At 71.1% G+C, this 24,507-nt stretch carries 21 protein-coding genes; 10 read left to right on the top strand and 11 right to left on the bottom strand.

Annotated elements, in window-relative coordinates; all coding sequences use genetic code 11:
- Positions 1–96: 96 nt before the first annotated feature.
- From OG870_RS25805 to ssd, 4 genes are all read right to left on the bottom strand, one after another.
- Entirely contained in the window at positions 97–885 is a 789-nt protein-coding gene (locus tag OG870_RS25805; protein WP_266518815.1) for a type II secretion system F family protein, read from the bottom strand.
- Entirely contained in the window at positions 882–1,754 is an 873-nt protein-coding gene (locus OG870_RS25800; protein WP_266838971.1) for a type II secretion system F family protein, read from the bottom strand. Before OG870_RS25800 ends, OG870_RS25805 begins: the two co-directional genes overlap by 4 nt.
- Before the next feature lie 63 nt (positions 1,755–1,817).
- Positions 1,818–3,047 (bottom strand): TadA family conjugal transfer-associated ATPase, encoded by a 1,230-nt coding sequence (locus OG870_RS25795; RefSeq protein ID WP_266838972.1) that lies wholly within the window; start codon positions 3,045–3,047, stop codon positions 1,818–1,820.
- Positions 3,044–4,156, bottom strand: coding sequence for a septum site-determining protein Ssd (gene ssd, locus OG870_RS25790; protein WP_266838974.1), 1,113 nt, complete (start codon positions 4,154–4,156; stop codon positions 3,044–3,046). The genes OG870_RS25795 and ssd overlap by 4 nt, the downstream gene beginning before the upstream one ends.
- 574 nt (positions 4,157–4,730) lie before the next feature.
- On the opposite strand from ssd, the gene OG870_RS25785 reads away from it, so the two are divergent.
- Complete coding sequence (locus OG870_RS25785; protein ID WP_266518803.1) at positions 4,731–5,564, top strand: HAD family hydrolase; 834 nt, start codon at positions 4,731–4,733, stop codon at positions 5,562–5,564.
- Between the two features lie 369 nt (positions 5,565–5,933).
- Here the strand turns inward: OG870_RS25785 and OG870_RS25780 are convergent, their stop codons facing one another.
- Positions 5,934–6,758 (bottom strand): oxidoreductase, encoded by an 825-nt coding sequence (locus OG870_RS25780; RefSeq protein ID WP_266518801.1) that lies wholly within the window; start codon positions 6,756–6,758, stop codon positions 5,934–5,936.
- Between the two features lie 100 nt (positions 6,759–6,858).
- On the opposite strand from OG870_RS25780, the gene OG870_RS25775 reads away from it, so the two are divergent.
- A complete protein-coding gene (locus tag OG870_RS25775) occupies positions 6,859–7,839 on the top strand; it encodes an ATP-binding protein (protein ID WP_266518799.1) in 981 nt (326 codons plus the stop codon).
- Between the two features lie 3 nt (positions 7,840–7,842).
- Here the strand turns inward: OG870_RS25775 and OG870_RS25770 are convergent, their stop codons facing one another.
- Entirely contained in the window at positions 7,843–9,114 is a 1,272-nt protein-coding gene (locus OG870_RS25770) for a hypothetical protein (RefSeq protein WP_266518797.1), read from the bottom strand.
- Positions 9,115–9,448: 334 nt separating this feature from the next.
- Here OG870_RS25770 and OG870_RS25765 point away from each other — a divergent pair, with 334 nt between their 5' ends.
- The 6 genes from OG870_RS25765 (at position 9,449) to OG870_RS25740 (ending at position 17,671) form a co-directional block, all read left to right on the top strand.
- Positions 9,449–11,881, top strand: a complete 2,433-nt coding sequence (locus OG870_RS25765) for a SulP family inorganic anion transporter (protein ID WP_266838979.1) — start codon at positions 9,449–9,451, stop codon at positions 11,879–11,881.
- A 284-nt stretch (positions 11,882–12,165) separates the two neighbouring features.
- Positions 12,166–14,166: an acetate--CoA ligase gene (gene acs, locus OG870_RS25760; RefSeq protein ID WP_266518793.1), complete on the top strand. Its 2,001-nt coding sequence runs from the start codon at positions 12,166–12,168 to the stop codon at positions 14,164–14,166.
- A gap of 158 nt (positions 14,167–14,324) precedes the next feature.
- On the top strand, positions 14,325–15,761 hold the full coding sequence (gene nhaA / locus OG870_RS25755) for a Na+/H+ antiporter NhaA (protein WP_266518791.1): 1,437 nt from the start codon (positions 14,325–14,327) through the stop codon (positions 15,759–15,761).
- 60 nt (positions 15,762–15,821) lie between these two features.
- Positions 15,822–16,316: a phage holin family protein gene (locus OG870_RS25750; protein ID WP_266518790.1), complete on the top strand. Its 495-nt coding sequence runs from the start codon at positions 15,822–15,824 to the stop codon at positions 16,314–16,316.
- Positions 16,313–17,281 carry an alpha/beta fold hydrolase gene (locus OG870_RS25745; RefSeq protein ID WP_266518788.1) on the top strand — a complete coding sequence of 323 codons (969 nt, stop codon included), beginning with the start codon at positions 16,313–16,315 and terminating at the stop codon, positions 17,279–17,281. The genes OG870_RS25750 and OG870_RS25745 overlap by 4 nt, the downstream gene beginning before the upstream one ends.
- Before the next feature lie 207 nt (positions 17,282–17,488).
- The gene (locus OG870_RS25740) at positions 17,489–17,671 is read left to right on the top strand and encodes a hypothetical protein (RefSeq protein WP_266518786.1); all 183 of its coding nucleotides are present in this window, start codon (positions 17,489–17,491) and stop codon (positions 17,669–17,671) included.
- A gap of 37 nt (positions 17,672–17,708) precedes the next feature.
- Here the strand turns inward: OG870_RS25740 and OG870_RS25735 are convergent, their stop codons facing one another.
- The 3 genes from OG870_RS25735 to nth form a co-directional block, all read right to left on the bottom strand.
- On the bottom strand, positions 17,709–18,908 hold the full coding sequence (locus tag OG870_RS25735) for a MarP family serine protease (RefSeq protein WP_266588933.1): 1,200 nt from the start codon (positions 18,906–18,908) through the stop codon (positions 17,709–17,711).
- Positions 18,909–19,027: 119 nt separating this feature from the next.
- A complete protein-coding gene (locus tag OG870_RS25730) occupies positions 19,028–19,723 on the bottom strand; it encodes an NUDIX hydrolase (RefSeq protein WP_266838982.1) in 696 nt (231 codons plus the stop codon).
- Between the two features lie 88 nt (positions 19,724–19,811).
- Positions 19,812–20,822: an endonuclease III gene (nth, locus tag OG870_RS25725; RefSeq protein WP_443063439.1), complete on the bottom strand. Its 1,011-nt coding sequence runs from the start codon at positions 20,820–20,822 to the stop codon at positions 19,812–19,814.
- Between the two features lie 276 nt (positions 20,823–21,098).
- Here nth and OG870_RS25720 point away from each other — a divergent pair, with 276 nt between their 5' ends.
- Positions 21,099–21,773, top strand: a complete 675-nt coding sequence (locus OG870_RS25720; RefSeq protein ID WP_266518778.1) for a Crp/Fnr family transcriptional regulator — start codon at positions 21,099–21,101, stop codon at positions 21,771–21,773.
- Between the two features lie 100 nt (positions 21,774–21,873).
- Positions 21,874–22,695: a nucleotidyltransferase domain-containing protein gene (locus OG870_RS25715; RefSeq protein WP_266838985.1), complete on the top strand. Its 822-nt coding sequence runs from the start codon at positions 21,874–21,876 to the stop codon at positions 22,693–22,695.
- 55 nt (positions 22,696–22,750) lie between these two features.
- Here the strand turns inward: OG870_RS25715 and OG870_RS25710 are convergent, their stop codons facing one another.
- A complete protein-coding gene (locus OG870_RS25710) occupies positions 22,751–23,581 on the bottom strand; it encodes an MBL fold metallo-hydrolase (RefSeq protein ID WP_266838987.1) in 831 nt (276 codons plus the stop codon).
- On the bottom strand, positions 23,578–24,459 hold the full coding sequence (locus OG870_RS25705) for an NUDIX hydrolase (protein ID WP_266588925.1): 882 nt from the start codon (positions 24,457–24,459) through the stop codon (positions 23,578–23,580). Before OG870_RS25705 ends, OG870_RS25710 begins: the two co-directional genes overlap by 4 nt.
- Positions 24,460–24,507: the final 48 nt, after the last annotated feature.

Raw genomic sequence — 24,507 nt, 5'->3', positions numbered from 1 at the left:
CTCGCGTCGACGTCGGCTCCTTGCCGCTCGACCTCGTCTGCCTGCTGCTCGGCACCCTCCCGGTGCCGTCCGTCCGGACCACTCCCGTCACTCCCGTCATCCACCACCTCCTCCCAGCACCCCGCCAGCGAGCCCGATCACCACAGGCAGTACGCCGATCGCGATGAACGCGGGCAGGAAACACAGGCCTACCGGTGCGGTGACCATGACGGCCGCCCGCCGGGCCCGTGTCGTCGCGGCGCGGGCCCAGTCGGCGCGGACGTCCGCCGCGAGGCGCGCGACCGGTGTGGCGGCGGGCAGCCCGGACACGTCGGCCCGTTCCAGCAGCCGCGCCAGAGGTCCTGCGCCCGGCAGCGCGGCGAGCCTTTGCCAGGCCTCGGCCGGTTCGCCGCCCAGCCGCACCTCAGCCGCGCCTCGCGCCAGCGCGTCCCCGACGGGGCCGCCCAGCGCCTCGCCGACGGCCCGCGCCGCGACGACGGTCCCCGCGCCGGCGGCGATGCAGGCGGCCACCAGGTCGGCGGAGAGCGGGAGTTGACGGGCCGCCTCGCTCGCGTCGTTGATCTCCGCACCGCCTGCCGCCGCTTGCCGCGCACGCCACCGCCACAGCCCGCCCGCGACGACCAGCCCCACCAGGGCACCGGCGAGGTTGCCGACCAGAACCCACCCCGCGCACACCACCCCGACGGCAGGCAGCCATCGGCGCGCGGCATCCCGCACCTCCAAGCGCGGCCTGGCCCGCGTCACCTCGACGCCTGCCACAAGCCCGGCCAACCGCTTGATCACCCTCCGCTCACGCCGTACCGTCTCCAGCCGGAGCAGCAGCCACCCGAGGACGAGCAACGCCCCCACGGTCACCCCCAGCCTGTGGAAAACTTCCGCACTCACGCCGCCTCCGCTCCCCGCACGATCCGCATCGCCCACCACATCCCCAGACCCTCCAGCAACCCGCCGGCCAACAGACAGCCGAGCCCGGCTCCGGTGTGCAGCAGCACATGCAGCGGGTGGGCCCCGAGGGCCGTGCCGAGGGCGAGTCCCAGCGCCGGCAGCCCCGCGAGCATCACCGCCGTGGACCGCGCCCCCGCCAACTGGGCGCGCAGATCGGCGCGTTGATCCCGCTCCGAGCGCAACGCCCCTTCGAGCCGGTCGAGTCCGGCCGCGAGGCCCGCGCCCTGGTCCACGGCCACCCGCCAGCACGCCGCGAGGCCCAGGAGTCCCTCGGCGCCCGGTTGGCGCGCCGCCACCGCCAGCGCGCCCGGCACATCGCCGCCGAACCGCGCCGCCGCCAGCACCACGGCCTGCCCGCTCCCGAGCCCGCCGGAATCCTGTGCGGCACGCAGCAGCGCCTCTCCCGGTTGCCGCCCGGCGCGCACCTCCCCGGTGAGCGCCCCGCACAGCGCGATCACGGCTTCCCCGCGGCTCTCCCGGTCCCGCCGGGCCTCCCCGGCCAGCCGGACCCTCCGTAGCAGGGGCACCCCGGCCGCCCCCGCGACGACCGGCAGCACCGAGGCACCCAGAATCGCCAGCACCACGCCCGCGAACAGTGCCCACCACTCGGCCCGCAGCCGCCCGCGGATGCGCCGCAGCTCCCCGGCCGCATCCCGCCAGGAGGGCGGCCCGGCGCCCACCACTCCGCCGCCCGCGAGCAACAGCTGGGCCCGGCGCGCCCCGGAGTGCCATCCGCCCATCAGCAGGGCAGCCGCACCGGCACACACCACGGCCGCCCCCATCGCCGTCCCGCCCATCCCGATCTCCATCCCCGTCACCGCTCCCTCTCGCTCCCGCTCCCGTTCCTGGTCCCGCTCCCGTTCCTGGTCCCGCTACTGCTTCTCGCTCTGAAGCAGCCCCCGCAGCCGCTCCCACCCCCGCTCGTACGCGAACGCCTCCGCGCCCCACCGCAGCGCCGGCACCGTCCGCACCAGCCCTGACGGATCTCGCTCCAGGACGTGTACTTCGGCGATCCGCCGCCGCCCGGTCCGGTCCCGCACGAGATGCAGAACCACCGACAGCGCCGCCGCCAACTGGCTGTGCAGCGCGGCCCGGTCGAGCCCGGCCGCCGTACCGAGCGCCTCCAGCCGGGCCGGTACATCGGCGGCGGCATTGGCGTGCACGGTGCCGCAGCCCCCCTCATGGCCGGTGTTCAACGCGGCCAGCAGATGCACCACTTCGGGCCCGCGCACCTCGCCCACGACCAACCGGTCGGGCCGCATCCGCAGTGCCTGCCGCACGAGGTCCTGCAGCGTGACGAGTCCGGCGCCCTCCTGGTTGGCGGGTCTGGTCTCGAGGCGGACGACATGCGGATGGTCCGGCCGCAGCTCCGCCGAGTCCTCGGCGAGCACGATCCGCTCGCCGCGTCCGACCAGCCCCAGCAACGCGCTCAACAACGTCGTCTTGCCGCTGCCCGTCCCGCCGCTGATGAGAAACGACAGCCGCGCGTCCAGCAGCGCGCGCAGCACGCGGTCCCCGCCCGGCGGCACCGTGCCCGCCGCAACCAGTTCGTCGAGGGTGAACGCCCGGGGCCGTACGACGCGCAGCGACAGAGATGTGCAGGCCACGGCCACGGGGGGCAGCACCGCATGAAGTCGCGTCCCGTCGGGCAGCCGGGCGTCTGCCCACGGCCGGGCGTCGTCGAGCCGCCGTCCGGCCACCGCGGCCAGGCGCTGCGCGAGACGTCGTACGGCACCGGCGTCCGGGAAGGACACCGAGGTCAGCTCCAGTCCGCCGCCCCGGTCCACCCAGACCCGGTCCGGGGCCGTCACCAGCACGTCGGTGACCGACGGATCGGCGAGCAGCGGTTCCAGTGGACCGCTGCCGACCAGTTCGGACCGCAACTGCTCGGCCGCGCCGAGGACTTCGGCGTCACCCAGGACCCGCCCCTGCTCCCGCAACGCCTGCGCCACGCGCGCGGGTGTCGGCTCGGCCCCGCTCTCGACGAGCCACTGCCGTACGCCGTCCAGGAGCCCCTGCGACGGGCCCGGACCGGTCGTCGCAGTGGCCGCGATGCCGCTCGACCTCCACGGCGCCTGCGAAGCGCCCGGACCGCCACTCATGCGCCACCCGTTTCGACCAGCGCCCGCTCCCAGAACTCCTTGCAGAAGCGCGCCAGGGGCCCGCGGCCGCCTGCAGCGGGCGGTGCCTTGCTCTCCCCCGGGCGCAGCAGGCCCGTCTCCACGGGCAGTTCGCCTGCCAGTGGCAGTCCGAGCAGCCGGGCCACCTCACGGTCGTCGAGCCCGGGTGCGTACGGACCCCGTACCGCGACCCTCAGGTCGCGCAGGACCATGCCGACGGCGGACGCCACCCGCCCGGCCGCGGCCACGGCGCGCAGTTCGCCGGGGACCACCAGGAGCCCGACGTCGAGCTGGGCAAGGGCCTCGGCGACCCCGTCGTCGACACGGCGCGGCAGGTCGACGACCACGGTGCCGCCGCGTCGCCGGGCCGCGGCGAGCACCGCCCGTACGGCCTGAGCCGGGACGGCGATACGGTCACCTCGGTCCCAGCTGAGCACCCGCAGGGAGTGGAGCTGTGGCAGCGACTCCTCCAGGGCGCCGCCGCCGACCCGCCCGCGGGAGGCGGCGAAGGCGGGCCAGCGCAGCCCCTCGGCGCTCTCGCCGCCGAGGAGTACATCCAGTCCACCGCCCAGTGGATCGGCGTCCACGAGCAGGGTGCGCAGTCCCTCGCGCGCGGAGGTGACGGCGAGGGCGCACGCGAGTGTGGATGCTCCGGCCCCGCCGCGGCCCCCGATGACGCCCACGGTGAGGGCGGGCCGCCCCACGCCCTCGGCCACGTCCGCGATCCGGTCGACCAGCCACTGTTCGCCGTCGGGCAGCATCAGCACGTGGTCGGCGCCGATCTCGACGGCCCGGCGCCAGACCCCGGAGTCGTCCTGGTCACGGCCGACCAGCACCACTCCTCGCCTGCGTGCGGCCCCGCGCACGCGCCGTGCCGCGTCGTCGCCGACCAGGACGAGCGGTGCGGCCTCCCAACCGCCCGCACGCTGCGGAAACGAGTGGTGGACCTCGGGCGTCGCGCCCGCCGCGGCGCACAGCCGCAGCAGGTCGTCGAGCAGCTCGACGTCCTCCGTGACGATCAGTGGTCCGGCCTGCCGCCCCGAGGCGGCGGGCGGTGGTTCGTGTGTGACGGCTCCGGTCACGGTTTCCATCCCCCATCGCTGCATCTCTCGCGCAGCCCCTGCGGCCACGCGATTCCCAAACGTGTGAAGAACCGGCAAGCGGTCTCCATATGAACGGCCGATACGAACCGGCCAAACCCGCCCGACAAACCGGAACCGGTCATGAACTCGGCGTGAGCGGACGCGTTTGAATCACGGTGCAGCGATCCCGGGAATCGTGTGGATCTTGGTCGATAACTGTGGACAAGTCGGCGGTTGTGAATATCGCCGTCACCCATACCGGTGGCGCCCTCGACGACCTCCGCGCGACTTCCTCAGAGCAGCTCGACGGCTACGCACAGTGACGGATCGCGGGCATGCGGAAGAGGCGGCCGCAGCCGCCTCGCAACGGCCGTACAGCCGCATGAAAAGAGGAAAAACCCACCCGGACATGCGACGACCCCCACCGGGGGGGAGAGTGGGGGTCGCCTTCACGGCCGACTCGGGGGGGGAGGAGCCGGACCGCGTTAGCACGGTCGCGAACGATCCGTGACTTCCATGGTGTACCCGAGAGCCTTCTCAGGCAAACCCACGCGCCACACCTTACGCCGAATGGGCTGCGCCTATGCTCGGGGTCGTGGAAAACCACTCCTCGCCCCGCACAGCTGCCTTCTTTGACCTGGACAAGACGGTCATTGCGAAGTCGAGCACGCTCACGTTCAGCAAGTCGTTCTACCAAGGCGGGCTGATCAACCGCCGCGCCGCCTTGCGTACCGCATATGCCCAGTTCGTCTTCCTCGTCGGCGGCATGGACCACGACCAGATGGAGCGGACGCGCAAGTACCTCTCGCAGCTCGTCCGTGGCTGGAACGTCCAGCAGGTCAAGGAGATCGTCGCCGAGACCCTGCACGACCTGATCGACCCGATCATCTACGACGAGGCCGCCTCCCTCATCGAGGAGCACCACACCGCCGGCCGCGACGTCGTCATCGTGTCGACGTCGGGCGCCGAGGTGGTGGAGCCGATCGGCGAGCTGCTCGGCGCGGACCGCGTGGTGGCGACGCGCATGGTCGTCGGCGAGGACGGCTGCTTCACCGGCGAGGTGGCGTACTACGCGTACGGCCCGACGAAGGCGGAGGCGGTCAAGGAACTGGCCCGGTCCGAGGGGTACGACCTCGACCGCTGCTACGCCTACAGCGACTCGGCGACCGATCTGCCGATGCTGCAGGAGGTCGGTCATCCGCACGCCGTGAACCCGGACCGCACGCTGCGCCGCGAGGCACTCGCGCGCGGGTGGCCGATTCTCGATTTCCACCGGCCGGTCCGGCTCAAGCAGCGGATCCCGACATTCTCCGTACCGCCCCGTCCGGCACTCGTCGCGGCCGCCGCAATAGGCGCCGCGGCCGCCACCGCGGGTCTGGTCTGGTACGCGAGCCGACGCCGGTCGGCGGTCGCCTGAACTGCCGGTTCACCGACTGCCCGACCTCGTTCGATATACCGACGCCCGTTTGCAACCTATTTGAGACTAAAAGTAAAGAAGCACAGCCGGGGGTTCCGCTTGCTTCGGTCCTGGAGTACAAAGGGGTTAACGGCCCGCGAGACCAAGGACATCCGAAAGGATCACCTTAATAACGCATTTGGCCCACGGACCGAGCATGGACATCGAGCACCCACGCGACGTCGACCCGTCGATTACGGGCCAGCCGCACCAGGTGACGGGCAACGTTCCCGGCCTGATGGGCAATACATCGAGGACGCTTGGTAACCCGGTGAACATGCCAGCGGCGGTACGAATCCTCGTACCGCCGCAACCCTTTTCCCCGGTTTCTTACGCCGCCCCACGCTGCAGCGCCTCGCACACGGCCGTGGACTCGCGCGCGCCCAGCTCGACCGCCCTGCCGCAGTGGGCGATCCAGGCGGACATGCCCTCCGGAGTACCGGAGACGTATCCGTCCAGCGCCGCCAGATAGGCCGCGCGCCCCAGCTCGGCGTGGCCGACCTCGGCGGCGCACACGGATTTCGGGTCGAGGCCGCTGCCCACCAGGACGATGCGTTCGGCGGTGCGCGCGACGAGGCCGTTGCGGGACGTGAAGGGGCGCAGCGCGAGGAGTTCGCCGTGGACGACGGCGGCCGTCACCAGGGCGGGCGCGGAGCTGCCGGTGATGACCAGCTCGGACAGGCCCTCCAACCGGCCGTGCACCTCGTCGGCGTCCGGCAGCGGCAGTTCGATGAGCGGCTCGTCGACCGGCTCGCCCGTCTGTCGCGGCCGTCCCACCTCGTCCCCGTTGCCCGCCGCGGCCACCAGGTGCAGTCGCGCCAGCACCCTCAGCGGCGACTGCCGCCAGATGGAGAGCAGTTGACCCGCCTCGGCGGTCAGCCTCAGGGCCGCACCCACCACGCGCGCATCGTCGTCACCGCTGAAGTCGGTGCGCCGGCGCACCTCTTCGAGGGCCCAGTCGGCACCGGACAGTGCCGCGGACCCGCGAGCGCCGCGCAGCGCCGCCTCGGAGGTGATCTCGTTGCTGCGGCGCCTCATGACCCGGTGTCCGTAGACCCGGTCCACGGCCTTGCGCACGGACTCCACGGACTCGGTCACACCGGGCAGCGAACCCAGGGCCGCGAGCGGATCGGCGGACGCGCCTGTCGTACTCATGAGTACGACCCTAGCCACCTCGGGCGCGTGCCCCACGTTTGAGTGGTCTTCTTCACTCCCGATGCCACATACAGCTATCAACTCACTACCCTTGGTGAACATGAAAATTGCTTTCGTCGGGAAGGGCGGCAGCGGCAAGACGACCGTGTCCTCCCTGTTCATCCGCCATCTCGCGGCCACCGGTGCGCCGGTCATCGCGGTCGACGCGGACATCAACCAGCATCTGGGGGCCGCGCTCGGCCTGGACGAGGCGGAGGCCGCCGCACTGCCCGCGATGGGCGACCGGCTGCCACTGATCAAGAACCACCTGCGCGGCTCGAATCCGCGCATCGCCTCCGCCGAGACGATGATCAAGACGACCCCGCCCGGCGAGGGCTCGCGGCTGCTGCGGGTGTGCGAGGACAACCCGGTCTACGAGGCCTGCGCCCGGCCGGTGGAACTCGACGGCGACGCCGTCCGTTTGATGGTCACCGGCCCCTTCACCGACGCCGACCTGGGGGTCGCCTGCTACCACTCCAAGACGGGAGCGGTGGAGCTGTGCCTGAACCACCTGGTGGACGGGCGCGGGGAGTACGTCGTGGTGGACATGACGGCGGGCTCCGACTCCTTCGCCTCCGGCATGTTCACCCGCTTCGACATCACCTTCCTCGTCGCCGAGCCGACGCGGAAGGGGGTCTCCGTCTATCGCCAGTACAAGGAGTACGCCCGTGACTTCGGCGTCGTGCTCAAGGTCGTCGGGAACAAGGTGCAGGGCCAGGACGACCTCGACTTCCTCCGCGCCGAGGTCGGGGACGACCTGCTGGTGACCGTCGGGCACTCGGACTGGGTGCGCGCCATGGAGAAGGGCCGCCCGCCCCGGTTCGAGCTCCTGGAGGACGCCAACCGCCGTGCCCTGCGCACCCTTGAGGTCGCCGTGGACGCGACGTACGAGCTGCGCGACCGGGAGCGCTACATGCGCCAGATGGTGCACTTCCACCTGAAGAACGCGGACTCGTGGGGCAACGCGCGCACCGGGGCCGACCTGGCGGCGCAGGTCGACCCCGGGTTCGTGCTCGGTGAGAGCGTCACCGCCTCCCTGTGACCGTCACTGCTTGACCGCCGGCGCCCCGGGCGCACCCTTCGGGGCCGGGGCGGGGCGGCCGGACAGCAAGGACGCCCAGCCCTGCTTCGGGGCCTCGCCGACGTTCAGGGCGCGCAGCTTCGCCAGGGTCTGCGGGTCCTGGGCGTCCAGCCAGTCGGCGAGCTGGTGGAACGACACGCAACGCACCTCGGGCTTGTTGCAGACGTTCTCGACGACCTCATCGATGGCCCGCATGTAGGTGCCGCCGTTCCAGGACTCGAAGTGGTTGCCGATGATCAGCGGCGCGCGGTTGCCCTCGTAGGCCCGGCGGAAGCCCTTGAGCAGGCCGTCGCGCATCTGGTCGCCCCAGTAGTCGTACTTGTCGGGGTCGCCCTGGGTCTGGGTGCCGGACTGGTTGACCATGAAGTTGTAGTCCATGGTGAGCTGCTCGTAGGAGTGCCCGGGGAAGGGCACGAGCTGCATGGACAGGTCCCAGAGGCCTTCCTTCTTCTTCGGCCAGAGCTGTTCGTTGACCCCGCTGGTGTCGTAGCGGAAGCCCATCTGGCTCGCGGCCCGCATGAAGTTCTTCTGGCCTTCGAGGCAGGGTGTCCGCGCTCCGATGAGCTCCTTGTCGTAGTCGAAGGGCAGTGGAGCCGCCTTCTTCATGTCGGCGTTGGTCTTCCAGCTCTTCACGAACTGCTTGGCCTGATTGATCTCGCTCTTCCACTCGTCGACCGACCACTCGCCGACTCCGCCGTCCTTGCCGCAGAAATGGCCGTTGAAGTGGGTGCCGACCTCGTTGCCCTCCAGCCATGCCAGGCGTAGCTGCTTGACGGTGTCGGCGATGCCCTTCTCGTCGTTGAAGCCGATGTCGGAGCGGCCCGGCGAGTGCTGCGGGGGCTTGTAGAGGTCGCGCTTCTCCTGCGGCAGCATGTACACGCCGCTGAGGAAGTACGTCATCGTCGCGTGGTTGGCCTTGGAGAGCTTGCGGAAGTGGGAGAACAGCTTCTGGCTGTCCTCGCCCGCGCCGTCCCAGGAGAAGACGACGAACTGCGGTGGCTTCTGGCCCGGTCGCAGACGCTCGGGTCTCGGCAGGTGCGGCTGCGCTCCGGTGTACGCGGTGGAGCCGTCGCCGATCAACCGGACCGCGCTTCCCGGCGCCTGGACCGGCCGGGCCTTCGGCGGACCGGGAGAACCTGCCTTGGGACCGTTGGATCCGATCGCGCAGCCGGCGACCGATGCGGCACAGGCCACGGCGATCACTGCGCCCGCGGCGATCCTGTGGGTGGCGGCCATGTTCCGCTCACCTTCTTCCTTCTCTCAGGTCAACGCCGATGAGGACGTTTTCTGGTGGTGTGCCGGGCAGGCCCGACAGCGCCGCCAAGGTCGCACGGGGCCGAGAAGGAATTAGTACGACAAGCCGATGAAATGACCGCTTCACTCATTGGAGTGAGTGGTTGCCCCATTTGCCAGGAAAGTCTATGCCTGGCCTTTACTCTGAATTACGATTCGTTTACCGAGCGTTGATTTATCCCGCCGCTGCACGCCGTGACCCACGGCCGCGACCCGCCCCCGTCCATCGACGGGACGACCTGATCCGCGACCGCGCTGCCCCGGAGGAGACGGGAACATGTCAGCTTGTGCCCCCACTCGCACCACCAACTCGACTCGGACCGAGAGCGTCCACCAGCCCCACAGTCCACCCCCGGCCCCGCACCGCCGCTTCCGCGTCGCCGGAGCCGATGTGTCGGCCTCGATCGCGGTCTTCCTGATCGCCCTCCCCCTGTCCCTGGGCATCGCCCTCGCCACCGGCGCCCCGCTCCAGGCCGGCCTGGTCGCCGCCGCGGTCGGCGGACTGGTCGCCGGGCGGATCGGCGGCTGTCCACTCCAGGTCAGCGGCCCCGCCGCGGGCCTCACGGTCGTCACCGCCGACCTCATCCACCACTACGGCTGGCGTACGACCTGTGCCATCACGGTCCTCGCCGGCCTCGCCCAACTGGGCCTCGGCTGCCTGCGCGTGGCCCGGACCGCGCTCGCCGTCAGCCCCGCCATCGTGCACGGCGTGCTCGCCGGCATCGGCGTCACCATCGCCGTGGCCCAGCTGCACATCGTCCTCGGCGGCACCCCGCAGAGCTCCGTCCTCGACAACCTCCGGGCGCTGCCGGCCCAGTTGGCGAACCTGCATCCCGCCGCGGTGACCGTCAGCGTGCTGACCCTGACCCTGCTGCTGCTCTGGCCGCGGATCCCCGGTCGGGTGGGGCGCCTGCTGCGCAGGATCCCGGCCGCACTGGTCGCGGTGGCCGGCTCCACCGCGGCCGCCTCGCTCGCCGGGCTGAGCATGGCCAAGGTCGACCTGCCGTCCTGGAGCAGCCATGCCCTGGCCGGACTTCCCGAGGGCCCGGTGCTCGGCCTGATCGCGGCCGTGCTCACCACCACGCTGGTGTGCAGCGTGCAGTCGCTGCTCGGTGCGGTCGCCGTGGACAAGCTGGCCGCCGCGCGCCCCGGCCTGACCGCCCGCGTCGGCCGCGCCGACCTGGACCGCGAACTGCTGGGGCAGGGCGCCGCCAACATCGTCTCCGGGGCGCTCGGCGGACTGCCGGTCGCCGGAGTGGCCGTGAGAAGTTCGGCGAATGTGAACGCGGGTGCCGTGAGCCGGAACTCCACGATGCTGCACGGCGTTCTGGTAGTAGTCGCCGCGCTGCTGATGGTTCCGATCCTGGAGTTCATCCCGCTCGCCTCACTCGCCGCCCTGGTGATGGCCGTCGGCATCCAGATGGTGTCCCTGCACCACATCCGCACGGTGACCCGCCACCGGGAAGTGCTGGTGTACACCGTCACCACACTCGGCGTGGTGGTCCTAGGCGTCCTGGAGGGCGTGACCCTCGGGATCGCCGTGGCCGTCGCCGTCGCCATGCAGCGCCTGGCCCGCACCCGCATCACGCACGAAGAGAGGGAAGGAGTCCATCATGTACGTGTCCGGGGCCAGTTGACGTTCCTCGCGGTGCCGCGGCTCAGCCGGGCCCTGCATCTCGTACCCCACGACGCCCACGCCGTGGTGGAGTTGGACGGGTCCTTCATGGATCACGCGGCGTACGAGTCACTGCAGGACTGGCAGAACACGCACACGGCACAGGGCGGCTCCGTCGAGCTGACCGGCCGCAGACCCGGTACCCGCAGCAGCGAGCCCATGCCGCTCGCCGAGGGGCACGGCGAGTCCTCCGTCGGCTGCCTCTGCCGTCCCTGGACGCCCTGGCGCAACCACCAGTGCGAACCGTCGCGGTCCGCGGCGCCCGCGGACCACACCGGCGCGCCGAGCGAGCCGAGTGGTTCGAGCGAGCCGAGTGGGCCGAGCAACCCCAGCGGACAGATCGGTCGGAGCGCTCGGGACAGCCGGAGCGGGCATCAACTCGCGCGCGGTATCAGTGCGTTCCAGCGCAACACCGCACCGCTCGTGCGGGGTGAGCTGGCGCGTCTGGCCAGGGAGGGGCAGCGGCCGTCCCAGCTCTTCCTCACCTGCGCCGACTCACGGCTCGTCACGTCGATGATCACCTCCAGTGGTCCCGGCGACCTGTTCGTGGTGCGCAACGTGGGCAACCTCGTTCCCCTGCCGGGCGAGGAGAGCGGCGACGACTCGGTGGCGGCGGCGATCGAGTACGCCGTGGATGTGCTGAAGGTGCGGTCCATCACCGTGTGCGGGCACTCCGGGTGCGGGGCCATGCAGGCGCTGCTCACCGCCGAACCGGTCGGCCCCCCGACGCCGCTCAAGCGGTGGCTGCGGCACGGGCTGCCCAGCCTGGAGCGCATGGCCGACGACGGCCGGCCGTGGGCACGGCTCGCGGGCCGGGCGCCGGCCGACGCGGTCGAGCAGCTCTGTCTGACCAATGTGGTCCAGCAGTTGGAGCACCTGCACACCCACGAGTCGGTGTCCCGGGCCCTGCGGGAGGGTGCGCTGGAGCTGCACGGCATGTATTTCCACGTGGGCGAGGCTCAGGCGTATCTGCTGACGGGGACGGATGGTGACGAGGTGTTCGACCACGTGGAGGCGGCCGGCCTGTCCGCCTGACCGGTGCCGGTCCGCCCCGGGTGTGCGGCCGGATCGACGCGGGCCGCACACCCGGGGTGCGTTCAGGGGGGCGGACCGCCCCCCGGCACGCCTGCGCCACTAAAGTCGTGACAAGGTCCACGCGGCGTCGGTGCACTGGGATGTGAGAGGCGTTACAAGTGCTGAACTCCGCCCCGTCGGTGTCCGTGGGTACGGATGACGCCGGGCGCCGCACCACCCCCGCCGACAGGTCTAAACCAATTTACCGTCGGCCCTTGTCACCGGCCCCCCGGGTCTGATGAGCTGTGGCCTGGGACACAACGGACACCCTGAGAAAGGGAGATGTCGTGAGCAACGAAAGCCTGGCCAACCTCTTGAAGGAGGAGCGACGCTTCGCGCCGCCGGCTGACCTCGCCGCGGGCGCCAACGTCACGGCGGAGGCGTACGAGCAGGCCAAGGCTGACAGGCTCGGCTTCTGGGCCGAGCAGGCACGTCGGCTGACCTGGGCCAAGGAGCCGACCGAGACGCTGGACTGGTCGAACCCGCCGTTCGCCAAGTGGTTCAAGGACGGCGCGCTCAACGTCGCGTACAACTGCGTGGACCGCCATGTCGAGGCGGGCAACGGCGACCGGGTCGCCATCCACTTCGAGGGCGAGCCCGGCGACAGCCGGGCGATCACCTATGCCGAGCTCAAGGACGAGGTGTCGAAAGCCGCCAACGCCCTGCTGGAGCTGGGTGTTCAGGCAGGCGACCGGGTCGCCGTCTACATGCCGATGATCCCGGAGACGGCGGTCGCGATGCTGGCCTGCGCCCGGATCGGCGCCGCACACTCCGTGGTCTTCGGCGGCTTCTCGGCCGACGCCCTCGCCACCCGTATCCAGGACGCCGACGCCAAGGTCGTCATCACCACCGACGGCGGCTACCGGCGCGGCAAGCCGTCCGCGCTGAAGCCGGCCGTCGACGACGCCGTCGCGCGCGTGGACAACGTGAACCACGTCCTCGTCGTACGCCGTACCGGTCAGGAGGTCGCCTGGACCGAGGGCCGCGATGTGTGGTGGCACGAGATCGTCGAGCGGCAGTCGGCCGAGCACACGCCCGAGGCGTTCGACGCCGAGCACCCGCTGTTCATCCTGTACACCTCCGGTACGACGGGTAAGCCGAAGGGCATCCTGCACACCTCCGGCGGCTACCTCACGCAGACCGCGTACACGCACCACGCCGTCTTCGACCTCAAGCCGGAGACGGACGTCTACTGGTGCACGGCCGACGTCGGCTGGGTCACCGGACACTCGTACATCGTCTACGGGCCGCTGGCCAACGGCGCGACGCAGGTCATGTACGAGGGCACGCCGGACACCCCGCACCAGGGCCGCTTCTGGGAGATCGTGCAGAAGTACGGGGTGACGATCCTGTACACGGCGCCGACCGCCATCCGTACGTTCATGAAGTGGGGCGACGACATCCCCGCGAAGTTCGATCTCAGCAGCCTGCGGGTGCTGGGTTCCGTGGGTGAGCCGATCAACCCCGAGGCCTGGATCTGGTACCGCAAGCACATCGGCGCCGACCGGACGCCGATCGTCGACACCTGGTGGCAGACCGAGACCGGCGCGATGATGATCTCGCCGCTGCCGGGCGTCACCGAGACCAAGCCCGGTTCCGCGCAGACCCCGCTGCCCGGCATCTCCGCGACCGTCATCGACGACGAGGCCAACGAGGTGCCCGACGGCGGCGGCGGTTACCTGGTCCTCACCGAGCCGTGGCCGTCCATGCTGCGCACCATCTGGGGCGACGACCAGCGGTTCCTCGACACGTACTGGTCGCGCTTCGAGGGCAAGTACTTCGCCGGTGACGGGGCGAAGAAGGACGACGACGGGGACATCTGGCTGCTGGGCCGGGTCGACGACGTGATGCTCGTGTCCGGGCACAACATCTCGACGACGGAGGTGGAGTCGGCGCTGGTGTCCCACCCCTCGGTCGCCGAGGCGGCCGTCGTCGGCGCCGCGGACGAGACGACGGGCCAGGCGATCGTCGCCTTCGTGATCCTGCGCGGCACGGCGAACGCCGAGGACGAGAACCTCATCGCCGACCTGCGAGCCCACGTCGGCACCACGCTCGGCCCGATCGCCAAGCCGAAGCGGGTCCTTCCGGTCGCCGAGCTGCCCAAGACGCGCTCCGGCAAGATCATGCGGCGCCTGCTGCGGGATGTCGCCGAGAACCGCCAGCTCGGTGACGTGACCACGCTGACGGACTCGACGGTGATGGACCTGATCCAAACGAAGCTGCCGGCGGCGCCGAGCGAGGACTGAGACCCCGCGGAGTCCCCCGTCCCCGAAGGGGCGTCCGGCGCGAAGAGCGCAGGGCGCCCCTTTTAGGTAAACTAAACAAAACAACGTGACCCTCAAGGTGTGCCGGGAAGTCTGGTCGGCAAGCAGTACAGCCCTGCCCACCGACTGGAGGTCTCCCCGTGAGAGCGCCCCGCGCGACCGCCCCCCGCAAGGTTCTCGGACGCCTTTCCCTGCCCGAGCGGACCTTCGTCGCGGACGCTCTGCGCACCGAGACCGTCGGCGGTGTGCTGCTCCTCCTCGCCGCGATCGCGGCGCTGATCTGGGCGAACATCCCCGCGCTGCACGACAGCTACGAGAGCGTCAGTCACTTCCACTTCGGACCCCGGGCCCTCGGCCTGCACCTGTCGGTCGCGCACTGGGCCGCCGACGGACTCCTCGCGGTCTTCTTCTTCGTCGCCGGCATCGAGCTCAAGCGCGAACTGGTCGCCGGTGACCTGCGGGAGCCCAGGGCGGCCGCGCTGCCGGTGGTCGCCGCCCTGTGCGGCATGGCCGTACCGGCGCTCGTCTACACCCTCACCAACATCACCGGCGGTGGCTCGCTCCAGGGCTGGGCGGTGCCCACCGCCACCGACATCGCGTTCGCCCTGGCGGTCCTCGCGGTCATCGGTACGTCCCTGCCCAGCGCCCTGCGTGCCTTCCTGCTCACCCTCGCCGTCGTCGACGACCTCTTCGCGATCCTGATCATCGCGGTCTTCTTCACCGGCTCCATCGACTTCGCCGCGCTGGGCGGCGCCGTCGTGGGCCTGGTGGTCTTCTGGCTGCTGCTGCGCAAGGGCGTCCGCGGGTGGTACGTGTACGTCCCGCTCGCGCTCGTGATCTGGGCGCTGATGTACAACAGCGGCATCCACGCCACCATCGCGGGCGTGGCCATGGGCCTGATGCTGCGCTGCCACCGCCAGGAGGGCGAGCGGCACTCCCCCGGCGAGCATGTCGAGCATCTCGTGCGGCCCTTGTCGGCAGGCCTCGCCGTACCGCTGTTCGCGCTGTTCAGCGCCGGTGTCGTGGTGTCCGGCGGCGCGCTCGGGGACGTGTTCACCAAGCCGGAGACGCTGGGCGTCGTCCTCGGGCTCGTCGTCGGCAAGACGATCGGGATCTTCGGCGGCACCTGGCTGACAGCCCGTTTCACCCGGGCGTCGCTGAGCGAGGACCTCGCGTGGGCGGACGTGTTCGCGGTGGCGGCCCTGGCCGGCATCGGCTTCACCGTGTCGCTGCTGATCGGCGAGCTCGCCTTCGCCGGGGACGCCGTACTGACGGACGAGGCCAAGGCCGCCGTACTGACGGGCTCCCTGCTCGCGGCGACGCTGGCCACGGTGCTGCTGAAGGTACGCAACGCCAAGTACCGCCGCCTGTGCGAGGCCGAGGAGCGCGACGAGGACCTGGACGGCATCCCGGACATCTACGAGCAGGACGACCCGGCGTACCACCTGCGGATGGCGGCCATCCACGAGAGCAAGGCCGCCGAGCACCGCCGGATCGCCGAAGAGAAGGCCGCCGAGCGACGCGCGCTTGCCGAAGTACCGGGCGGGGCAGGCGAGGACAACGGCCGTCCGGCATGATCTGACGGGACGGTACAAAAGGACCGTCCGAAAGCCGCAAGGCAGAAGAGGGAGACCGCGATGAGCGCACCCGACGGCAGCCCGGTCGGCGCCGAACGCAGCATCGGCCAGTTGTTCGCCTCCGCGACGACCGAGATGTCGGCGCTCGTGCACGACGAGATCGCGCTGGCCAAGGCGCAGCTCAAGCAGGACGTCAAGCGCGGCGCGACGAGCGGCGGCGCGTTCTCGGTGGCCGCGGCCATCCTGCTGTTCTCCCTGCCGATGCTGAACTTCGCGCTGGCGTACGGCATCCGGACCTGGAGCCACTGGAACCTCGCGATCTGCTTCCTGCTGTCGTTCGCGGCGAACGTGCTGGTCGCCGTCGTCCTGGCGCTGATCGGCGTGGTCTTCGCGAAGAAGGCCAAGAAGAGCCAGGGCCCGCAGAAGGTGGCCGCGTCGATGAAGGAGAGCGCGGGCGTGCTGCAGAAGGCCAAGCCGCACCCCCGGCCCGAGCCCAGGGCGATCGAGGACCGGGCCCCCGAGGCCATCGAGGCTGTGGCACGCTCGTCCTCATGACGGGCTCCTCCCTCCCTCCGGGGCAATCACCTTCCACCCAACCCACTTCGGTCGTGCGACCGGACGCCCTCCCCGACGGGACGAAGCTGACGCATCGTGACGTGGCCGCCAACGGCGCGCGCTTCCACATCGCCGAGGTCGGCGACGGGCCGCTGGTGCTGCTGCTGCACGGCTTCCCGCAGTTCTGGTGGACCTGGCGGCACCAGCTGACCGCGCTGGCCGAGGCGGGCTTCCGGGCCGTCGCCATGGACCTGCGCGGCGTCGGCGGCAGCGACCGCACCCCGCGCGGCTACGACCCCGCGGGCCTCGCGCTCGACATCACCGGCGTGATCCGCTCCCTGGGCGAGCCGGACGCCGCGCTGGTCGGCCACGACCTGGGCGGATACCTGGCGTGGACGGCGGCCGTGATGCGCCCCAAGCTGGTGCGGCGGCTCGCGGTGGAGTCCATGCCGCATCCCCGGCGCTGGCGCTCGGCGATGCTCTCGGACGTCAAGCAGACCCGCGCGGGCTCCTACATCTGGGGATTCCAGCGCCCCTGGATCCCCGAGCGGCAGCTGAACGCGGACGACAGCGCGCTCGTCGCCGAGCTGATCCGGGAGTGGTCCGGGCCGAACCCGCCGGACGACGAGGCGGTGGAGACGTACCGCCGCGCGATGTCCATCCCGTCGACGGCGCACTGCTCGATCGAGCCGTACCGCTGGATGGTCCGCTCCATCGCCCGCCCGGACGGCATCCAGTTCAACCGCCGTATGAAGCGCCCCCTCCGGGTCCCGACCCTCCATCTCCACGGCTCGCTCGACCCCGTGATGCGCACGCGCAGCGCCGCCGGATCCGGCGAGTACGTCGAAGCCCCGTACCGCTGGCGGCTGTTCGACGGGCTGGGGCACTTCCCGCACGAGGAGGATCCGGTCGCCTTCTCGACGGAGTTGGTCAACTGGCTCAAGGACCCCGAACCGGACCGCTGAACAGTCCGCACGCGGAGGATCCGATCGCTTTCTCCGCAGAACTGACCAATTGGCTGAAAGATCCCGAGCCCGATCGGTGACCGAGCCGATGCGCCCGGTATCCGGACCGGAACACGTGTCCTACGAACGGCCAATTGCCTGGCGCATAGGCCAATTGGGGGCCCACGAGGCGGTTATCGACCTTGGGGCGGGGGCAGACGTCGGGGTATGGGCTGGACGCACGACTACAGTGACGTAGCACGCACTCGCCGCTCGGGCAGTGGCCTGAGTTCCCACCAGCGAGGCGGTGCACGGCAAATGCCGGATACGGACCCAAGGGTGGGCATTCCACGCATTCTGCGCCGCCGGGCCCGCTGGGTCACGGTACGCCTGCGTCACCCTCGAGGCTGACGCCCTTCTCACCCACGCGAAGCCTCCACGCGAAGCCTCAGAGGGCACAGCTGTCGCTGTCCACCTGCTGGTTCGCGGTACGCCCCTTGGTGACGTCCTCCTGGATCTCGTCCGCGGTGAGGGCGTACCCCGTGTCGGTGTCGTCGAGGGACTTCGCGAAGACCACGCCGTACACATGGCCTTCGGGCGTGAGCAGTGGGCCGCCGGAGTTGCCCTGGCGGACGGTCGTGTACAGCGAGTAGACGTCTCGGCGGACGGTGCCGCGATGGTAGATGTCCGGGCCGTTGGCCGGGAGACGGCCACGCACGCGTGCGGCTCGGACGTCGTACGAGCCGTTCTCCGGGAAGCCGGCGATGATCGCGCTGTCGCCGCTCCTGGCGTCCGTGGTGCTGAACCTCAGGGCCGGCGCCTTGAGATCGGGCACGTCGAGGACCGCGATGTCGCGGTGCCAGTCGTAGAGGACGACCGTCGCGTCGTACTTCCTGCCCTCGCCGCCTATCTGCACGGTGGGCTCGTCGACGCCCCCGACGACATGCGCGTTGGTCATGACGCGGCGGTCGCCGAAGACGAAGCCGCTGCCCTCCAGGACCTTGCCGCAGCTCTGCGCGGTGCCCATGACCTTGACGATGGAGCGCTTCGCGCTCGTGGCCACGGGACTGTTCGCGAGGGCCGGGTCGGGGGGCCGGACGTCGGTGATCGGCTCGTTCGAGAACGGGCTGAAGACCTGCGGGAAGCCGTTCTGCGCGAGGACGGAGGAGAAGTCGGCGAACCAGGTGTCGGCCTGGTTGGGCAGGGCCCGGGAGACACCCAGGAGCACCTTGGAGCCGCGGACCTCCTTGCCGAGGGTCGGCAGTGTGGTGCCCGCGAGGGCGGAACCGATCAGCCACGCCACCAGAAGCATCGCGACAACGTTGACCAGTGCACCGCCGGTCGCGTCCAGGGCGCGGGCCGGGGACCAGGTGATGTAGCGGCGCAGCTTGTTGCCCAGGTGGGTGGTGAGGGCCTGGCCGACGGAGGCGCAGACGATGACGACCACGACCGCGACCACGGCGGCGGTCGTGCTCACCTCCGCCTTTTCGGTGAGCGCGTCCCAGATGACGGGCAGGGTGTAGACGGCCACGAGACCGCCGCCGAGAAAGCCGATCACCGACAGGATGCCGACGACGAAACCCTGGCGGTAGCCCACGATCGCGAACCACACGGCGGCGACCAGCAACAGGATGTCCAGCACGTTCACCGGTTCGAGCCTCGCCTCATCACTTCGCGGTCACCTCAGGTCGGCCGGGGGCCGGCGCACCGCACAGCGGCGATCGGATACGGCGTCCCCCGAAAAGACACTGCACGGCAGACACCCTGTCATGACCGCCAGTCGAGCGGGACCTGCTTCTCCCGGTCCCAGGGCCGCTCCCAGCCCGCGTAATGGAGCAGGCGGTCGATGATCCCGGCCGTGAAGCCCCAGACCAGGGCCGATTCGACCAGAAATGCCGGACCTCGGTGGCCGCTGGGGTGGACGGTGGTGGCCCGGTTGCCCGGATCCGTGAGATCCGCCACGGGGACGGTGAAGACCCGCGCCGTCTCGTTTACATCGACGACCCCGACCGGGCTCGGTTCGTGCCACCAGCCGAGCACCGGGGTCACGACGAATCCGCTGACCGGGATGTACAGCCTGGGCAGGACGCCGAAGAGCTGGACGCCCGACGGGTCGAGCCCTGTCTCCTCCTCGGCCTCCCGCAGCGCGGCTCTGAGCGGCCCGTCGCCCTTCGGGTCGCCGTCCTCGGGGTCGAGGGCACCGCCCGGGAAGGAGGGCTGCCCGGCGTGCGACCTGAGCGAACTCGCCCGCTCCATGAGCAGCAGCTCGGGGCCGCGCTCCCCCTCGCCGAAGAGGATCAGCACGGCGGACTGCCGCCCCGCCCCGTCCTCCGGCGGCAGGAAGCGGCTCAGCTGCAACGGCTGCACGGTCTCCACGGCCCGCACCACCGGGCCGAGCCACTCGGGCAGCCCGTCCTTGCTGATCGTCACCGACCCACCCTGCGTATCACTCGCGCGCGTCATCGCACCCCCGTCCTGCCGAGTCCAACGCCCCAAAGCCCCGCGATCGTTCCTGAGCCGGCGAGGACCGCGCGGCCCGACGGCCCGCCCGTCATCCGGCCCCCAGCGGCGGCGCCGGCCTGCCGCCCGCGTCCAGGTAGGACTGCGGGGGGTTGAGGCGCTGGCCGGGGAAGCCGCCCTTCTCGTACTTGAGCAGCTTCTTCGCCTTCTCGGGATCCGTCTCGCCCTCGCCGTACGCCGGGCAGAGCGGGGCGATGGGGCAGGCGCCGCAGGCGGGCTTGCGGGCGTGGCAGATGCGGCGGCCGTGGAAGATCACATGGTGCGAGAGCATCGTCCAGTCACTCTTGGGGAAGAGCGCACCGACGGCGGCCTCGATCTTGTCCGGGTCGCTCTCCTCGGTCCACTGCCAACGCCGCACCAGCCGCTGGAAGTGCGTGTCCACGGTGATGCCGGGACGGCCGAACGCGTTCCCCAGCACCACGAAGGCGGTTTTGCGGCCCACGCCCGGCAGCTTCACCAGGTCCTCAAGACGGCCGGGAACCTCCCCGCCGAACTGCTCCACCAGCGCCTTCGACAGCCCCATGACGGACTTGGTCTTGGCCCGGAAGAAGCCGGTCGGGCGCAGGATCTCCTCGACCTCCTCAGGGTTGGCGGCGGCCAGGTCCTCCGGGGTCGGGTACTTGGCGAAGAGCCCCGGCGTCGTCTGGTTGACCCTGAGGTCGGTGGTCTGGGCGGACAGGACCGTGGCGACCACGAGCTGGAAGGGGTTCTCGAAGTCCAGCTCCGGGTGGGCGTACGGATACACCTGGGCCAGCTCGCGGTCGATGCGGCGGGCGCGGCGGACCAGCGCGGTGCGCGACTCGTCCTTCGGCGGCTTGGCCACGGCCTTCGCGGGAGAAACGTCCTTGACCGCGGCGGTCGCCTTCTTGGGCACTGCGGTCACCTTCTTGGGCGCGGCTGTCGCGTTTTTGACGGCCGCGGACTTTTTCCCGGCGGAGGCTGCCTTTTTCGCGGCGGGCTTCTTTGGCGCGGCCTTCTTCACCGGAGCGCTTTTCGTCGCTTTTGCCGGTTTCTTTCCACCACCGGAGTTCTGTTCGCCCACAGCGGAATCACGACGTACAACCACCCGCCCAGCCCCTTTGGCCTGTGCTCTCACCGGCGTTTTGGACACCCGGCCAGCCTAAAGCCCGGCACTGACATCCGCCCCGGACCCGGAAGATCGGCCCCCAATTGGACCCCTGCCGCTTACCTCGGGACAGGTGTGCGGCATCCTTGTGACAGATCACACTGTTTGGACCGTCCGGCAAAATGGGGAACACGGTCCCCTGGTACCAAGGGGGAGCAAGATCCCCTGAGCAGGTCGACAAGGAGAGTACTCGTGGACGACGTTCTGCGGCGCAACCCGCTCTTCGCGGCGCTCGACGACGAGCAGGCCGCGGAGCTTCGCGCCTCCATGAGCGAGGTGACCCTCGCGCGCGGTGACGCGCTCTTCCACGAGGGCGACCCCGGTGACCGGCTCTACGTCGTCACCGAGGGCAAGGTGAAGCTCCACCGCACGTCCCCCGACGGCCGCGAGAACATGCTCGCCGTCGTCGGCCCCAGCGAGCTGATCGGCGAGCTGTCGCTCTTCGACCCGGGCCCGCGGACCGCCACGGCCACCGCGCTGACCGAGGTCAAGCTCCTCGGCCTCGGCCACGGCGACCTCCAGCCCTGGCTGAACGTACGGCCCGAGGTGGCCGGCGCCCTGCTGCGCGCCGTCGCGCGGCGCCTGCGCAAGACCAACGACCAGATGTCCGACCTGGTCTTCTCGGACGTCCCCGGCCGTGTCGCCCGTGCCCTGCTGGACCTCTCCCGCCGCTTCGGCGTGCAGTCCGAAGAGGGCATCCACGTCGTCCACGACCTGACGCAGGAGGAGCTGGCCCAACTGGTCGGCGCCTCGCGCGAGACGGTCAACAAGGCGCTGGCCGACTTCGCGCAGCGCGGATGGCTGCGCCTGGAGGCGCGGGCCGTGATCCTGTTGGACATCGAGCGGCTGGCCAAGCGGTCCCGCTGACGCCTCGTCCGATCCGTGGTCCGGGGGCAAAGCCTCCGGACCCCCGTTCGGCCTGAACGGCATCGTCCGCAAACGCCGGACGGGCTGGTGTAGTGACCCCATGTCGGAAAACGCGAGCCCCAAGGGCCTTGATTCCCAGGGCTACATCGAGCGCGAGGGCTCTCTCGGCCTCGTCTCGCGCGCGTTCCGCCCGGTGGTGGCCGCCGCCCGGGACCGGCTGCTCGGGGTGTTCGGGGCGCGGCTGCACAGCGCGTACCTCTACGGGTCGATTCCGCGGGGCCACGCGCGCGTGGGACGCAGTGACCTGGATCTGCTGGTCGCGCTGCGGGAGGAGCCGACCGCGGGGGACCGGGAGGCCGTGCGGGCGCTCGGTGAGACCGTCGACAGGGAGTTCGCGCAGATCGACGGGGTCGGCACGCTGCTGTACGGCCGGGCGCGGCTGCTGAGCGAGGCGGAGACGTACGACCTGGGCTGGTTCGTCGCCTGTCTGTGTACGCCGTTGCTCGGTGAGGACCTCGCCGAGTACCTGCCCCGCTATCGCCCCGACTCCCTGCTCGCCCGCGAGACCAACGGGGACCTGGCCCTGCTGCTGCCCCGCTGGCGGCAGCGGATCGCGGCCGGCGACGACACGGACGAGGCACGGCGGCCCCTCGTACGATTCATGTCCCGGCATCTCGTCCGCACCGCGTTCACGCTCGTCATGCCCCGCTGGAACGGCTGGACCAGCGACCTGGCGGAGATGGCCGAGGTCTTCGGCGCCTACTACCCCCAGCGGGCCGAGCAACTGCGCGCGGCGGCCGTCCTCGGACGCGAGCCGAACGGCGATCCCGCCGTGCTGCGGTCGTACGTCGACGACCTGGGTCCATGGCTCGCCGACGAGTACGCGCGCGTGCACGGCGTGAAGGCCCCCAGGCCGGACTGAGCCCGGGCCGGGAAGAGCCCGGACCCGGGCCCCGCCCCTCCCCCTCCCGGACGCCCTAGATGAGCCCGTGCTCCTCCAGGTAGTCCAGCTGTGCCCGTACCGACAGCTCGGCCGCCGGCCACAGGGAGCGGTCAACGTCCGCGTACACGCGGGCGACGACCTCGGACGGGCTGCCGTAGCCGTCCTCGACGGCCGTCTCGACCTGGGCCAGGCGGTGGGCACGGTGGGCGAGATAGAACTCGACGGCTCCCTGGGCGTCCTCCAGGACCGGGCCATGGCCCGGCAGCACCGTGTGGACGCCGTCGTCGACCGTCAGCGACCGCAGCCGCCGTAGCGAGTCGAGGTAGTCGCCGAGGCGGCCGTCGGGGTGCGCCACGACCGTCGTGCCGCGGCCCAGCACGGTGTCGCCGGTCAGGACGGCCTGGTCCGCCGGGAGGTGGAAGCACAGGGAGTCCGAGGTGTGGCCGGGCGTCGGTACGACCCTCAGCTCCAGGCCGCCGACCGCGATCACGTCCCCCGCGGCCAGCCCCTCGTCGCCCAGCCGCAGCGCAGGATCCAGGGCGCGCACCTTCGTGCCGGTCAGCCCGGCGAAGCGTACGGCGCCCTCCGCGTGGTCCGGGTGGCCGTGGGTCAGCAGGGTGAGCACGATGCGCCGGCCGGCCTTCTCGGCCGTGTCCACGACGTTGCGCAGGTGTCCTTCGTCCAGCGGTCCGGGGTCGACGACGACGGCCAGGTCGGAGCCGGGCTCGGCGAGGATCCAGGTGTTGGTGCCGTCGAGGGTCATCGCCGAGGCGTTGGGCGCCAGGACGTTGACGGCGCGGGAGGTGGCGGGGCCGGTGAGGACCCCGCCCCGCGGCTGGCCGGGAAGGGCTGCTGCGTCCGTCATGCCGAGGCTCCACCGGTCGGAAGGTCGGTCGGGATGTGCTTCGTGAACTCGTCGTGGCCCGGCCATGACAGCAGGATCTCGCCGTCCAGCAGCCGGGCCTGCGCGAGGACGGGGGTGAGATCGCGTTCGGGGGCCTCGGCGAGCGCGTCGGCGGCCGTGGCCCACGCAGCGAGCTGGCGCAGGGTCGCGATGGTGGGCGGCATCATCGTCAGCTCACCCTTGTCGTACGAGGCAGCCGCGTCCTCGGGCCGGATCCACACCGTGCGGTCCGCCTCCGTGGAGGCGTTGCGCGTGCGCTGGCCGGGCGGGAGGGCGGCCACGAAGAACCAGGTGTCGTAGCGCCGGGGTTCGAACTCCGGGGTGATCCAGCGGGTCCAGGCGCCCAGCAGGTCCGAGCGCAGGACGAGGCCGCGGCGGTCCAGGAACTCGGCGAAGGAGACGTCGCGGGCGACCAGGGCCGCGCGGTCCGCCTCCCAGTCCTCGCCCGTGGTGTCGCCGACCACGGAGCCGGCGGCCGGCCCGGCCAGCAGGACCCCCGCCTCCTCGTACGTCTCACGGACGGCCGCGCAGACGATCGCCTGGGCCTCCCGCTCGTCGACGCCGAGCCGCTGGGCCCACCACGCGCGCGTGGGGCCCGCCCAGCGGACGTGATGTTCGTCGTCACGGGGGTCCACGCCCCCGCCCGGATACGCGTACGCGCCTCCGGCGAAGGCCATGGAGGCGCGTCTGCGCAGCATGTGCACGACGGGGCCGAGGTCGGTGTCCTTCAGGAGCATGACGGTCGCCGCGCGCTTGGGGACGACCGGGGTGAGGGTGCCGTCCGCGAGTGCGCGGATGCGTTCCGGCCAGTCCTGCGGAAACCACTGCCCATTCGCCATGGGCGGAGGCTATCCCGTGGTGCGCGAATGTTCGAGAGGCCCCGAGGT

The organism is Streptomyces sp. NBC_00461 (assembly GCF_036013935.1).
Taxonomy (GTDB): domain Bacteria; phylum Actinomycetota; class Actinomycetes; order Streptomycetales; family Streptomycetaceae; genus Streptomyces.
The sequence above is the reverse complement of the archived record's forward strand: the minus strand, read 5'-3'. Positions and strand labels throughout refer to the sequence as shown.

What these genes read in the sequence shown, in the direction of transcription:
- OG870_RS25800 (WP_266838971.1), bottom strand. Translation starts at nt 1,754, where the DNA reads ATGGAGATCGGGATGGGCGGGACGGCGATGGGGGCGGCCGTGGTGTGT.
- OG870_RS25795 (WP_266838972.1), bottom strand. Translation starts at nt 3,047, where the DNA reads ATGAGTGGCGGTCCGGGCGCTTCGCAGGCGCCGTGGAGGTCGAGCGGC.
- ssd (WP_266838974.1), bottom strand. Translation starts at nt 4,156, where the DNA reads ATGGAAACCGTGACCGGAGCCGTCACACACGAACCACCGCCCGCCGCC.
- OG870_RS25785 (WP_266518803.1), top strand. Translation starts at nt 4,731, where the DNA reads ATGCTCGGGGTCGTGGAAAACCACTCCTCGCCCCGCACAGCTGCCTTC.
- OG870_RS25780 (WP_266518801.1), bottom strand. Translation starts at nt 6,758, where the DNA reads ATGAGTACGACAGGCGCGTCCGCCGATCCGCTCGCGGCCCTGGGTTCG.
- OG870_RS25775 (WP_266518799.1), top strand. Translation starts at nt 6,859, where the DNA reads ATGAAAATTGCTTTCGTCGGGAAGGGCGGCAGCGGCAAGACGACCGTG.
- OG870_RS25770 (WP_266518797.1), bottom strand. Translation starts at nt 9,114, where the DNA reads ATGGCCGCCACCCACAGGATCGCCGCGGGCGCAGTGATCGCCGTGGCC.
- OG870_RS25765 (WP_266838979.1), top strand. Translation starts at nt 9,449, where the DNA reads ATGTCAGCTTGTGCCCCCACTCGCACCACCAACTCGACTCGGACCGAG.
- OG870_RS25750 (WP_266518790.1), top strand. Translation starts at nt 15,822, where the DNA reads ATGAGCGCACCCGACGGCAGCCCGGTCGGCGCCGAACGCAGCATCGGC.
- OG870_RS25745 (WP_266518788.1), top strand. Translation starts at nt 16,313, where the DNA reads ATGACGGGCTCCTCCCTCCCTCCGGGGCAATCACCTTCCACCCAACCC.
- OG870_RS25740 (WP_266518786.1), top strand. Translation starts at nt 17,489, where the DNA reads ATGGGCTGGACGCACGACTACAGTGACGTAGCACGCACTCGCCGCTCG.
- OG870_RS25730 (WP_266838982.1), bottom strand. Translation starts at nt 19,723, where the DNA reads ATGACGCGCGCGAGTGATACGCAGGGTGGGTCGGTGACGATCAGCAAG.
- OG870_RS25715 (WP_266838985.1), top strand. Translation starts at nt 21,874, where the DNA reads ATGTCGGAAAACGCGAGCCCCAAGGGCCTTGATTCCCAGGGCTACATC.
- OG870_RS25710 (WP_266838987.1), bottom strand. Translation starts at nt 23,581, where the DNA reads ATGACGGACGCAGCAGCCCTTCCCGGCCAGCCGCGGGGCGGGGTCCTC.
- OG870_RS25705 (WP_266588925.1), bottom strand. Translation starts at nt 24,459, where the DNA reads ATGGCGAATGGGCAGTGGTTTCCGCAGGACTGGCCGGAACGCATCCGC.